The sequence below is a fragment of the Roseobacter sp. genome, assembly GCF_024639605.1.
In the GTDB taxonomy this organism is placed as follows: Bacteria; Pseudomonadota; Alphaproteobacteria; order Rhodobacterales; family Rhodobacteraceae; genus Roseobacter.
The window spans coordinates 1-11,947 of the sequence record NZ_JAHEHZ010000009.1; the positions used below are offsets into that span (position 1 = coordinate 1).

An 11,947-nucleotide genomic window follows, 5' to 3' on the forward strand; every position below is an offset into this window, starting at 1 on the left:
CCGGCGTCGCCGGCGGCCTGCGCATCAACCTGACAAATCACAAGTGACGGGTGCGCGCGCGGCGCTGCCGCCTTTCCGACCAGAATTTTCGCATCCAGGCCCGACGCGACAGCCAGGTCCTTAACATCTGAGCAGCGCATCGCACCGCGACTGAATTCAGTGGCGCGTTCGACCGCAGGGTGCTGCGCTTCCGGCAATGCGGCATCGCACGGACGCGACGTGATCAGCGCGGCAATCCCCACCGGACAGACGACAGTGCAAAAGAACATCGCCAGCCGTTGTTTTGAGTGCGCAGGCATCGACATTCTCACCCCACTCCACCGGTTGTCAGGCTGGCCTGCCACCCTGCTTGCGTCACAGCGCGACACTGCATACCGGACGCCCGGATGCAGCACGGGCAGAAATAACCGCGACGGACAGCGCCTCTCTCAGTCATGGCTGACCCCAAGATAGGCATCAATCACGTCCTGGTTGTTCCGCACCTCGTCGGGCGTGCCGTCACCGATCTTTTTGCCATAATCCATGACAACCACACGGTCGCTCAGATCCATCACCACACCCATATCGTGTTCGATAAGCGCAATCGTGGTGCCAAACTCGTCGTTCACATCGAGGATAAAGCGGCTCATGTCCTCTTTCTCCTCAACGTTCATTCCGGCCATCGGCTCGTCGAGCAGCAGGAGCGACGGCTCGGCCACCAGCGCGCGCGCCAGTTCGACCCGCTTCTTCAGACCATAGGGAAGCCGGGCCACAGGAGTTTTCCGGATCGCCTGGATCTCCAGAAAATCGATAATTTTTTCAGCGACTTCGCGGTTTTCCGTCTCTTCCCGCTCAGCCTGTCCCAGCCACAGCGCCTGACGCCATAATCCGCTTTTCATATGCGTCAGCCGCCCGGTCATCACATTGTCCAGAACACTCATGCCTTCAAAAAGCGCGATGTTCTGAAAAGTCCGGGCGATGCCCTGACGGGCCACCTGGTAAGGCTTCATCGGCGGACGCGGCGCGCCTTTGTACCAGACCTCACCCTCCTGCGGCACATAAAAGCCCGAGATAACGTTGAGCATAGAAGACTTGCCGGCACCGTTGGGTCCGATGATTGCCCTGATCTCGCCCTCGCGGATATCAAATGAGATATCCCTGATCGCCTCCACCCCGCCGAACCGCAGTGTGATGTTGCGCATCTCCATGACAACACCACCGATCCTGCGGCCGTCCGCTGTCGTATATCCGTCGGCCTGATCAAGCATCCGGGCTTACTCCGTTCGTGTATTTTTCCGGCGGGCCCCTGCGGGATGGCGGGCGGGGCGACTGCGCAGCAGAGCGTCGTACCGTCATTGCGCGGCCATCCGTGCAGGTGCCGGTTGAACCGCAACGGACCGGATCTCCAGCGTGGCGGCGATCGACCCCTTTCGCCCGTCCTCATAGGTCACTTCGGTAACCGTGCTCACACTTGATGAGCCGTCATAAAGTGCCGTGATAATATCGTGAAACTTCTCTTCGATCACTCGGCGCCGCACTTTGCGTGTGCGCGTCAGCTCGCCATCATCGGCGTCGAGCTCTTTGTGCAGCACCACGAATCTGTGCACCTGACAGCCGGACAACATCTCATCTTCCGCAACCGACCGGTTCACCTCCTCCACATGTTCCTGAATGGTATCCATGACCTGGGGATGCCGTGCCAGTTCCTGATAGGACGCATAACCGATGTTGTTACGCTCCGCCCAGTTGCCCACCGCGGTCAGATCGATATTGATAAAGGCCGTACATTCATCGCGCTCATTTCCGAAAACCACTGCCTCGAGAATATTCGGAAAGAACTTCAGCTTGTTCTCCACGTACTTTGGCGCAAACAGCGCACCACTGGCCATTTTGCCGACGTCCTTGGCCCGGTCGATAATCCGCAGATGCCCGGTGTCCTCTTCAATGAAACCCGCGTCCCCGGTCGCCACCCAGCCTTCGGCGTCTTTGGTATCAGCTGTGCTTTCGGGGTTCTTGTAATACTCCACGAAAACACCGGGCGAGCGGTAAAAAACCTCGCCATTCTCCGCGATTTTCAGCTCGACCCCGGGACAGCTCACCCCCACCGTATCCGAGCGCACCTCGCCGTCTGGCTGGGCTGTGATGAAAACGGTTGCCTCAGTCTGCCCGTAGAGCTGTTTGAGGTTGATGCCCAGCGACCGGTAGAAATCGAAAATCTCAGGGCCGATCGCCTCTCCGGCCGTATATCCGACCCGCACACGACTGAACCCGAGCGTGTTCTTGAGCGGCCCGTAGATGAAAAACTCTCCCAGCTGATACTTCAGCCGGTCCGCCATACTCACCGGATTACCATCCAGAATATCCGGCCCGACCTTGCGGGCATGCGTCATAAAATGATCAAAGAGCCATTTCTTGAACCGCCCTGCATCCTCCATCCGGATCATCACCGAGGTCAGCTGCGTCTCAAAAACCCGCGGCGGAGCAAAATAATACGTGGGCCCGATCTCGCGCAGATCAGTGTGCATGGTATCCGCACTCTCCGGGCAGTTCGTACAGAACCCCGTCCACATCGCCTGCCCCACCGAAAAGATGAAATCACCCACCCAGGCCATCGGCAGATAGGCCAGGATATCATCGCTCTGCCTCAGATCGTCGAACTCAGACGACGATTTCGAGGTTTCGATCACATTTCGGTTGCTCAGTACCACCCCCTTGGGCCGCCCGGTCGTGCCGGAAGTGTAAAGCATCACACAAGTGCTGTCGTAATCGAGCTTGCCCTGACGTCGGGTGATCTCGGGCAGCAGCTCATCGCGTTTCGCCCGCCCGGCGTCCTGCACATGGCTGTACTGATGCAGCCGCGCGTGGTCGTATTTGCGCAGACCACGCGGATCGAGATAGATCATCTGTTCGAAATCCGGCAATTCGCCCTGGATTTCGATGACTTTATCGACCTGTTCCTGATCGCCCGCGATCACGAAGCGCGCACCGCAATGCCCCATTACATAGGCCATCTCTTCCGCAACCGCGTCCTGATAGAGAGGCACGGGCACCGCGCCACACATCTCTGCCGCGACCATTGCCCAGTAAAGCCGGGGCCGGTTGCGCCCGATGACGGCGACAAAATCGCCTTCTGCCACGCCCAGATCCAGCAATCCCAGCGCCAGCGCCTCGGTTTCTTCCAGCGTCTGCGCCCAGGTCCAGCTCTGCCAGATTCCGTATTCTTTTTCGCGATATGCCGGTGCATCGGCATACCGTTGTGCGTTCAGATGCAGGAGAGCCGGTACGGATGCAGGTCCGTCGGCCGGTCGGCTCGGCGTATTCAAACTTATGTCCTCCCAGACGCTGCCATTGTGATGGCAGATGCGGCTCTTTTGAACCGTCTGTTCTTATCAATCTTGCTTTTGGTCTCCCCGTCAACGTCTTCGTCGGTACTTCGGACGTTCGTGCCATTGTTGCAGACCTTTAGCAGATCGCAAGAGCCTTCGTACCATTTCTGCAACCGGGGCGGGATGCCGTGGGGACAGCAGGACGACCGCTCACCGCTGAGCGGCAGCGCGCGCCAGCACTCTGAGCCCGCAAACAAGATCCTGTTCGGTGGTGTCTTCTTCAAAAGCATGGCTGATCCCGCCAATCGACGGTACGAATACCATCGCAACGGGCATCAGCGAGGCCACATTGGTGGCATCATGCAATGCACCCGAGGGCATCGCGCGCCAGGCCCCCGGCGCCTCCCTCTCCGCCGCATCCTCCAGCCGGGCACGCAGCGTTGCATCCATCTCCACAGGATCGAGGCCCAGCACCGGCCCGAATCTTACGGTCAGCCCGTGTGCCTCCGCGATCTCATCCGCCAGGGTGCGGATCACCGTTTCCATCCGCGCCAGCCTGTCAGTCTGCGCGTCGCGCCACTGCATGGAAAATACCACCCGCCCCGGCACGATAGAGCTTGCATTGGGATGCAGGCTCACATGACCGATCGTCCACACCGTCTGCGGTGTCACGATGTTACGGAGCCTGTCACTCAGGCCGGTGCTGAAAGCAGCCAGCGCCTGAAACGCGTCCCTGCGCAGATGCATCGGCGTCGTGCCCGCGTGATTCTGCTGGCCGTCAAAGGTCACTCGCATGTCGCGGATGCCGACGATATCGGTGACCACGCCGATCTTCCCGCCGCTGGTGTCGAGCGTCGGACCCTGCTCAATGTGCATTTCAATGAAACCGGTGAAACGGCGCGCATCGACGGGCCCGGTTACCCTGTCGGCCAGGCCAGCGCGGGCAGATGCAAGAGAAACGCCCGTATGATCGGTCAGCGCATCAGCAACCGTCTGTTCGAGGTGCCCGGTCCAGACGGCACTGCCGGTGGTGACACCAAATCGGCCTTCTTCATCCTGAAAGGACACCACAGAGACCGGCGGGCCATCCGCTTCGCGGCTGGCGCGGGCCACTTCCAGCGCCGCGATTACCCCCAGCGCCCCGTCGAGCCATCCGCCCTCCGGCTGGCTGTCGGAATGCGAGCCCAGCAGCAGCGACGGCTTCTCGGTGACCCCGAAAAGGTTGCCCGTCGCATCCATCTGCACCTCGAGCCCGGCCGCGGCCATCTGTTCGCTGAGCCAGTCGCGGGCCGCCAGATCGGCCTCGCTGTAGGCAGGACGCACCACACCGTTGCCAACCCCGCTGGCCCCGAAAGACCGCAACTTGTGAAGGTCCGCCAGAAATCGCTCAGGGTTTACCATATCCGTCCTCTTTCCTGCGCTTCACCCGGGTGTCATCCGCGGGCACTCTGCTGACAAATTCTGACGCCAGCATCCGCCACAGTGCTCCGGAGGAGACATGACTGATTAAATATTACTATCCCGACCGCAGCCACTGTTATCGTGCCCTGCACACCGCCCATGCGGTATTTCGCAACGACGCCGGCGCTCTGATCGCCCGCGCGGAAACACCCGACCGCTCGGCGGTTTACGAGTTCGGGATCACCGGTTCTGAGCTGGTCGTGGCGGGCGAACGCTGTACCTGAGCGTCCTTTACCGGCGCAAACTCGATGACCTGAACCGTGTCATCCATGGTGATGTCGGGGTAGTGGCTTCTCATACCGCTCAGCATCACATCTGCGGGCCAGACGTCATCTTTGCCCAGAAAGACCGCCACCTCGCCAAGCGGCAGATCGCTGCAGCGCTCAACAACAACCACCGCCTGTTGTGCCGGGTCGTCGCTCCGCACAAAATTCAGCGGGCCTGGCGCCACCCGCGGTTCGCGCCAGCGGATGGTGTTGGTCTTGCGCCCTGACAGCAGATCGTCCCAGAGCCGTCCGGCCACTTCCAGCTGCTGCATGCCCTATTCCGCCGCCACCTGATCGGCACTGCGCTCCACCCGGACAGCTGAGAACTTGAACTCCGGGATCTTGCCATAAGGATCCACCGCCGGGTTGGTCAGGATATTTGCCGCCGCCTCGACATAGGCAAAGGGCACAAAGACCATATCGGGCGCCACCGCGCGGTCCTCTCGCGCCATGATCGAGATGCTGCCGCGTTTGGTGGTAAGCGTCACGTGCTCGCCGGGCGCCACGCCCAGTTTGCGGAGCGTGGCAGGGTGCAGCGAGCAGTTCGCCTCCGGCTCCAGTCCGTCCAGCACCTTGCTGCGCCGGGTCATCGACCCGGTGTGCCAGTGCTCGAGCTGCCGGCCCGTGGTCAGCACCATCGGATATTCCGCATCCGGCACATCATCAGGCGCGATAACCGACGCCGGCGTGAACCGCGCGCGCCCGTCAGGCCTCGGGAAACCCTCGCCAAAGACAATCGCCTGCCCCGGGTCCTCCGGGCTGAGCGAAGGATAGGTCACGGCATTCTGCGCCTCAAGCCGCTCCCAGGTGATATTGTTCAGGCTGCGCATGTTCAGCTTCATCTCAGCGAAAACATCTGCGGGGCTTGTGTAATCCCAGGGCAGGCCGAGGCGTTTGGCAAGTTCCGTCTCAATCCACCAGTCCTCGCGCGCCTCACCGGGGGGCGGCACAGCAGGCCGACCCATCTGCACCTGACGGTTAGTGTTGGTCACGGTGCCGGATTTTTCAGCAAAGGCCGAGGCCGGAAGGATCACATCCGCATAGTTCGCAGTCTCGGTAATGAAAATATCCTGCACCACGAGGTGATCGAGTTTCGCAAGTGCTGCACGGGCATGCTCCACATCCGGATCCGACATGGCGGGATTTTCGCCAAGGATGTACATGCCCCTGATCCTGCCGTCGTGCACAGCGTCCATGATCTCGGTAACCGTCAGCCCGCGCTCGTTGGAGAAATCCGCCGTGCCCCACACCCTGGTAAAGGCCGAGCGCACACCGTCGTCCGTCACGGGCTGATAGTCGGGCAGGAACATCGGAATGAGCCCCGCGTCAGAGGCGCCCTGCACATTGTTCTGCCCTCTGAGCGGATGCAGTCCGGCCCCCGGACGCCCCACCTGTCCCGTCATCAGTGCAAGGCTGATGAGACAGCGGGAGTTATCGGTGCCGTGGATATGCTGGCTGATGCCCATGCCCCAGAAAATCATCGCCGATTTCGCCCCGGCAAAAGTCCGTGCCACATCGCGCAGCACTTCGGGCGCAATACCGCAAACACCTGACATCGCCTCGGGCGAGAAATCCGCCAGATGGGCTTTCTCCGCCTCCCAGTTCTCAGTCCAGGCATCGATATACTGCTGGTCGTAGAGGCCTTCTTCGACGATGGTGTGCATGATCGCGTTCAGCATCGACACATCTGCGCCGGGCCGGAACTGCAGCATATGGCTGGCATAGCGTTTCAGCGCCTGCCCGCGCGGGTCCATGACAATCAGCTTTCCGCCGCGTTTGGTGAACTGTTTGAAAAAGGTCGCCGCAACAGGGTGATTTTCAATCGGGTTGCACCCGATAGCGATGGCCACATCAGCGTTTTCGATCTCGTTAAAGGTCGCCGTAACTGCTCCCGATCCGACATTCTCCAGCAGGGCTGCTACCGACGATGCGTGACAAAGCCGCGTGCAGTGATCGACGTTATTATGCCCGAAGCCCTGACGGATCAGCTTCTGAAAAAGATAGGCTTCCTCATTGGTACATTTGGCCGAGCCGAAACCCGCAATCTCGCGCCCGCGTCCCTTCATACCCGCCGCTGCCGCATCCAGCGCCTCGTCCCAGGTCGCCTCGCGGAAATGTGCAGACCAGTTGCCCGGATCGACGTTCAACCCCTTTTCAGGCGCGTCGTCACGCCGGATCAGCGGTTTCGTCAACCGGTGGGGGTGGTGAATATAGTCAAATCCGAAGCGGCCCTTCACACAAAGCCGGCCCTCATTGGCCGGGCCATTGATACCGTCCACGTATTTAATTTTGTTGTCTTTCACCTTCAGCGATACCTGGCAGCCGACACCGCAAAACGGGCAGATGCTCTCCACTTCGCTGTCGAAATCGGCACTGTCACCAACCTGGTTTTCATCCACCACGGTCGCGGGCATCAGCGCACCGGTGGGACAGGCCTGCACACATTCACCACAGGCCACGCAGGTCGACGCGCCCATCGGATCGGCCATATCAAAGGTGGGCCAGGCATCATGCCCGCGCCCGGACATGCCGATCACGTCATTGACCTGAACCTCGCGGCAGGCGCGCACACAGAGCCCGCACTGAATGCAGGCATCCAGATTCACGGACATCGCCACATGGCTGTCATCCAGCAGCGGAATGCGCCCCTCTTCGAGCTTCGGAAACCGGCTCTCGCTGACACCGTTTTCGGCAGCCATGTCCCAGAGATGGCTGGATTTATCATGCGCCCGCGCTTGCTCCGGCTGATCGGCCAGCAGCATCTCGACGACCATTTTGCGCGCATTCTTCGCGCGGGCGCTGCCGGTTGTGACGACCATCCCTTCGGACGGCTCACGTATGCAGGAAGCCGCCAGCGTACGCTCACCCTCGATCTCGACCATACAGGCGCGACAATTGCCGTCCGGGCGATACCCCGGGGCGGGCTTGTGGCACAGGTGCGGGATCACCAGACCACGGCCATTGGCCACTTCCCAGATGGTCACACCTGCTTTTGTGGTCACTTCCTGACCATCAAGAGTAAATGTGATCTGATCCGTCATGACGAAATCTCCCGCTTCTTCGCGGATACTCTAACCTGCAGAGCGCCCGGACCGGAGTCCCAATCCCGACACATCCCGCCGGATTCCCGCCAGATCGGAGTCACGAGCCAGCCCGGGATCGCTTATCCGCGCAACGGGGGGGTCTCGCTCCGCGTTAATCGGGCCGGTCGCAGGTGCCTGCCCTTTCCTATCCCCCCGGCCTCCCCTACATATCGCTGACATCACAGAAAGCATCCATGTCCCATATTACTCTCATCCGCCACGGCCAGGCAAATTCAGGTGCCCGGGACGAAGCCAGCTATGACCGGCTGAGCCCGCTGGGCCACCAGCAGTCTGCATGGCTCGGCGCGCATCTGCGTGACCGCCAGCAGCATCACGCACGGCTCTATACCGGCACGCTCAGACGTCATGTTGAAACGGCTGATGCGATGGACACCGGCCTCACGCCGGTCCGCGACGCCCGGCTGAACGAACTGGAGTACCTCACGCTGGCACGGGCAATGGAAGACGAGCATGGCGTGGCCTTTCCCACCGACAGCGCCGGCTTTACCGAGCATCTGCCGCGCCTCTTCCAGGCCTGGCAGAACGACGAGATCGCCGGCGCGCCGGAACGGTTCCGGGACTTTGAAGCCCGTGTCGGGGACGCCCTTTCCGAGATTGCCGCAGGCGAGGGGCCGGCGCTGGTGGTAACGTCCGGCGGGCTGATTTCGATGGCCATGCGGCAGGTATTGCGGCTTGATATCGCCGCCATGGCGCAGATGGCGCTGGCGATCTACAATACCTCGCAGCATCAGCTCTTTCCGATCGGCGGCAACCTCTCTCCCACGATGTTCAACGCGATCCCGCATCTGGAAGACCCTGACCGGCAGCACGCCCGGACCCACGTTTAAAAGGACAGCCCATGCGCCTCTGGTACGCCCCCCGCACAATCGCCGTTGCCGCAGCCATCACGCTTGAGGAAGCCGGGCTTGATCATGAGCTGGTCGCAGTGGATTTTCGCGCATCAGAGCAAACAGGTGAAGCTTATCTCAGGCTCAACCCGAAGGGTCGCGTGCCCACCCTGGAGATCAGCGACGGCACCCTGCTGACCGAAACCGGCGCCATCCTTGAATATATCGCCGCGATCAGGCCCGGGGCCGGCCTTGTACCGGACGATCCGCTTGAGGCCGCGCACATGCGCATGGTCATGTATTACATGGCCTCGACCATGCACGTAAATCATGCCCACAGCCGGCGCGGAAGCCGCTGGGCCGATCGCCCCGAAAGCTTTGCGGATATGTCCGCCAAAGTACCCGAAACCATGACAGCATCTGCGGCTTTTGTCGCCAGCGACTGTTTGCGCGGCGATTACATTCTGGGCGACAGGTTTTCGCTCGCGGACGCCTATGCTTTTGTGGTCTGTTCCTGGCTGGAAGGCGACGGCGTGGATCTCGCGCCGTTCCCGACAATCCGGGCCTGGCTTGACCGGGTACGCACCCGACCTTCGGTTGTGACCGTCGGTGAAAAGGGGCTGATCTGAACATGACGCATCTGTGGGTCCGCGCCGAACAACGTGATCACGAAACCCGGGTCGGGGTTACACCGGATGGTGTTCGCCGGCTGCAGGATACCGGAGTGAAGGTCACAGTCGAACAGAGCGCAACGCGCGTCATTCCGGATGCTGAATATGCCGCAACAGGATGCACGATGGCGCCCGCGTACAGCTGGCCCGGGGCACCTCAGGATGCGATTATTTTCGGGCTCAAGGAACTGCCCGAAGACGGCAGCCCCCTGCCGCACCGTCACATCATGTTCGGCCATGCGTTTAAGGGTCAGCCCGCGGGCCTGCGTCTGTTGCAGCGGTTCCGCGAAGGTGGCGGCACCCTGCTTGATCTGGAGTATCTGACTGATGACACCGGCCGCAGGCTTGCCGCCTTCGGCTACTGGGCGGGTTACGCGGGCGCTGCCGTGGCCCTGAAATGCTGGGCAGCGCAGCAGCACGACCGCATCGCCGGCCCGGTGAGCGCTTACGAAAGCTCCACACATCTGCTTCAGGATCTGCAATCAGATCTTGTGGCCACGGGCACCCACCGCCCGGATGCGCTGATTGTCGGCGCGCTGGGGCGTGTCGGGCATGGCGTGGCCGATCTCTGCACGGCAATGGGCGTCGCAACAACCAGATGGGATATGGCGGAAACAGCGTCGGGCGGGCCGTTCCCGCAGGTGCTCGCCCACGGGCTCTTTTTCAACTGCGTCCTGGCCCGCCCGGGCACGCCGGTCTTTGTGCCAGCCAGTGCAAAAACCGCCAGCCGCAGGTTGAGTGTCATCGGGGATATCGCCTGCGATCCGGACAGTGATTTCTCACCGATCAAAGTTTATGACCGGACCACCACGTGGTCGGCACCCGCGCTGCGCGTGCATGATGACCCTGTGCTCGATGTCACCGCGATCGATAATCTGCCCTCCATGCTGCCACTGGAAAGCAGCGAAGATTACGCGGGACAGCTTTTGCCTGTGTTGCTGGGGCTGCCGGACGACCCTCAAGGGGTCTGGGCGCGGGCGACTGCAACCTTTGGCGTGCATTTGGAACGGCTCTGACGCGTCAGGAAAATATCCGGAAATAGAGCCAGTCAGGCAGAAACTGGCTGCCTCTGAAAACCCAAGAAAAGACCCGCGGAAAGCTGAGCTTGAACCGGTTGCTGTTCATATGCCGGAACATGTAACCGGCCGCTTCTTCCGGCGTCATCAGGAAGGGCATCCTGAAATTGTTTTTTTCGGTCAGCCGGGTCTTGATGAACCCGGGGTTCGCGACCTGGACCTGCACACCTGTTTCGCGCAGATCAGCATACATACACTCTGCCAGCGACATCGTACCCGCCTTGGACGCGGTATAGCCGATGGATCCGGGCAGGCCGCGAAAGCCCGAAAGACTGCCGGTGATGACAATATGGCCCTCGTCCCGCGACACCATCTGAGGCACCACCTGTCCCATCACACGCATCAGACCGGTAAAGTTGATGTCCGCCATTGCAGTGGCCTGCGCGGCGTCCCATTCCAGCGCGCTGAAGGGCCAGTACACCCCGGCCAGAAATACCACACCATCAACCTGACCTACAGCAGCGGCGGCCTCGCGCACGCTGTCGTCATCCGACACATCAACCGTCTGCCATGACCCACCACCCGGCAGCGCCTCGACGATTGCTTTCAGCTTGTCTTCGGAGCGCGCCGAAACGATCACATGCGCGCCCTCGGAACTCAGCCGGTGCGCGAGAGCTTCTCCCAGCCCGTCGCTGGCGCCCACGAGCCAGTAGCGTTTACCTGTCCAGGATCGCATCAGACGCTCGCCGGCCGCATTGTCGCAACCAGTTCGGCAACCTTGATGCCGAATTTGCGGAACTGTGAGCGGTTCATGATCGTCCCGTCGGGCGTCAGATACATCCAGTCGGTGGTGTTCAGCACATGCCCTCCGGAGGCTTCGGGAAGTCTGATCCGGTACCGCAGGAGAACGGAGGAGCCCGACTGGCGGCCCAGACCATCGCCGACCACATCGTCAGCGCGCGCAACGATTGCACCGTCAGGGCGCAGCGTAAGTTGCCATTCGCGGTCCTGAACAGAGCCGTCATCATAGACGAAGTGCTCTTTCATCACGCCGGTATCGCCATCCCACGAGGCGTCAAAATCAGCCCTGAACCGGCTGCTGACGCGCCCGAGCGGCCCGTAAATGATGCCCTCGCACACGATCGGTCCGTTTAGCTGCTGGCGGATGTCAAAAACCGGGTGGTCGTCTTCATAGTCTTCGGGGCGCTGCGCGGTAAACCCGGCAAACCGTGCTTTGGCCCACACAACGGCAAACGCGAGCCCTGCACCAGTCAGTATCCAGATCCAAGCGCTCATG

11 protein-coding genes are annotated in these 11,947 nt (G+C 61.2%); 3 read left to right on the forward strand and 8 right to left on the reverse strand.

Features of this window, described 5'->3' with window-relative positions:
- The 6 genes from Q0M35_RS02275 to fdhF all read right to left on the reverse strand — a co-directional run.
- On the reverse strand, positions 1-305 hold a 305-nt coding region (locus Q0M35_RS02275; protein WP_295311780.1), incomplete at its 3' end, for a hypothetical protein.
- A 123-nt stretch (positions 306-428) separates the two neighbouring features.
- Positions 429-1,247: an ABC transporter ATP-binding protein gene (locus Q0M35_RS02280; protein WP_295311781.1), complete on the reverse strand. Its 819-nt coding sequence runs from the start codon at positions 1,245-1,247 to the stop codon at positions 429-431.
- Positions 1,248-1,331: 84 nt separating this feature from the next.
- Positions 1,332-3,302, reverse strand: a complete 1,971-nt coding sequence (locus Q0M35_RS02285) for an AMP-binding protein (protein ID WP_295311782.1) — start codon at positions 3,300-3,302, stop codon at positions 1,332-1,334.
- Positions 3,303-3,515: 213 nt separating this feature from the next.
- The gene (locus Q0M35_RS02290) at positions 3,516-4,706 is read right to left on the reverse strand and encodes a hydantoinase/carbamoylase family amidase (protein ID WP_295311783.1); all 1,191 of its coding nucleotides are present in this window, start codon (positions 4,704-4,706) and stop codon (positions 3,516-3,518) included.
- A 226-nt stretch (positions 4,707-4,932) separates the two neighbouring features.
- The gene (locus Q0M35_RS02295; RefSeq protein WP_295311784.1) at positions 4,933-5,304 is read right to left on the reverse strand and encodes an ASCH domain-containing protein; all 372 of its coding nucleotides are present in this window, start codon (positions 5,302-5,304) and stop codon (positions 4,933-4,935) included.
- 3 nt (positions 5,305-5,307) lie between these two features.
- Positions 5,308-8,073 carry a formate dehydrogenase subunit alpha gene (gene fdhF, locus Q0M35_RS02300; RefSeq protein WP_295311785.1) on the reverse strand — a complete coding sequence of 922 codons (2,766 nt, stop codon included), beginning with the start codon at positions 8,071-8,073 and terminating at the stop codon, positions 5,308-5,310.
- A gap of 236 nt (positions 8,074-8,309) precedes the next feature.
- On the opposite strand from fdhF, the gene Q0M35_RS02305 reads away from it, so the two are divergent.
- Genes Q0M35_RS02305 through Q0M35_RS02315 form a run of 3 tightly spaced genes read left to right on the forward strand, consistent with a single transcriptional unit; the run spans position 8,310 to position 10,650 of the window.
- A complete protein-coding gene (locus Q0M35_RS02305; protein ID WP_295311786.1) occupies positions 8,310-8,963 on the forward strand; it encodes a histidine phosphatase family protein in 654 nt (217 codons plus the stop codon).
- 11 nt (positions 8,964-8,974) lie between these two features.
- Entirely contained in the window at positions 8,975-9,592 is a 618-nt protein-coding gene (locus Q0M35_RS02310; RefSeq protein WP_295311787.1) for a glutathione S-transferase family protein, read from the forward strand.
- 2 nt (positions 9,593-9,594) lie between these two features.
- Positions 9,595-10,650: a saccharopine dehydrogenase gene (locus Q0M35_RS02315; protein WP_295311788.1), complete on the forward strand. Its 1,056-nt coding sequence runs from the start codon at positions 9,595-9,597 to the stop codon at positions 10,648-10,650.
- 4 nt (positions 10,651-10,654) lie between these two features.
- Here the strand turns inward: Q0M35_RS02315 and Q0M35_RS02320 are convergent, their stop codons facing one another.
- A complete protein-coding gene (locus Q0M35_RS02320) occupies positions 10,655-11,386 on the reverse strand; it encodes an SDR family NAD(P)-dependent oxidoreductase (protein WP_295311789.1) in 732 nt (243 codons plus the stop codon).
- Positions 11,386-11,946, reverse strand: coding sequence for a DUF3833 domain-containing protein (locus Q0M35_RS02325; RefSeq protein WP_295311790.1), 561 nt, complete (start codon positions 11,944-11,946; stop codon positions 11,386-11,388). The genes Q0M35_RS02320 and Q0M35_RS02325 overlap by 1 nt, the downstream gene beginning before the upstream one ends.
- Position 11,947: the final 1 nt, after the last annotated feature.

Bases quoted from the DNA above. Each gene is read 5' to 3' on its own strand.
- Q0M35_RS02280 (WP_295311781.1), bottom strand. From the start codon at position 1,247: ATGCTTGATCAGGCCGACGGATATACGACAGCGGACGGCCGCAGGATC.
- Q0M35_RS02290 (WP_295311783.1), bottom strand. From the start codon at position 4,706: ATGGTAAACCCTGAGCGATTTCTGGCGGACCTTCACAAGTTGCGGTCT.
- Q0M35_RS02295 (WP_295311784.1), bottom strand. From the start codon at position 5,304: ATGCAGCAGCTGGAAGTGGCCGGACGGCTCTGGGACGATCTGCTGTCA.
- fdhF (WP_295311785.1), bottom strand. From the start codon at position 8,073: ATGACGGATCAGATCACATTTACTCTTGATGGTCAGGAAGTGACCACA.
- Q0M35_RS02305 (WP_295311786.1), top strand. From the start codon at position 8,310: ATGTCCCATATTACTCTCATCCGCCACGGCCAGGCAAATTCAGGTGCC.
- Q0M35_RS02310 (WP_295311787.1), top strand. From the start codon at position 8,975: ATGCGCCTCTGGTACGCCCCCCGCACAATCGCCGTTGCCGCAGCCATC.
- Q0M35_RS02315 (WP_295311788.1), top strand. From the start codon at position 9,595: ATGACGCATCTGTGGGTCCGCGCCGAACAACGTGATCACGAAACCCGG.
- Q0M35_RS02320 (WP_295311789.1), bottom strand. From the start codon at position 11,386: ATGCGATCCTGGACAGGTAAACGCTACTGGCTCGTGGGCGCCAGCGAC.
- Q0M35_RS02325 (WP_295311790.1), bottom strand. From the start codon at position 11,946: ATGAGCGCTTGGATCTGGATACTGACTGGTGCAGGGCTCGCGTTTGCC.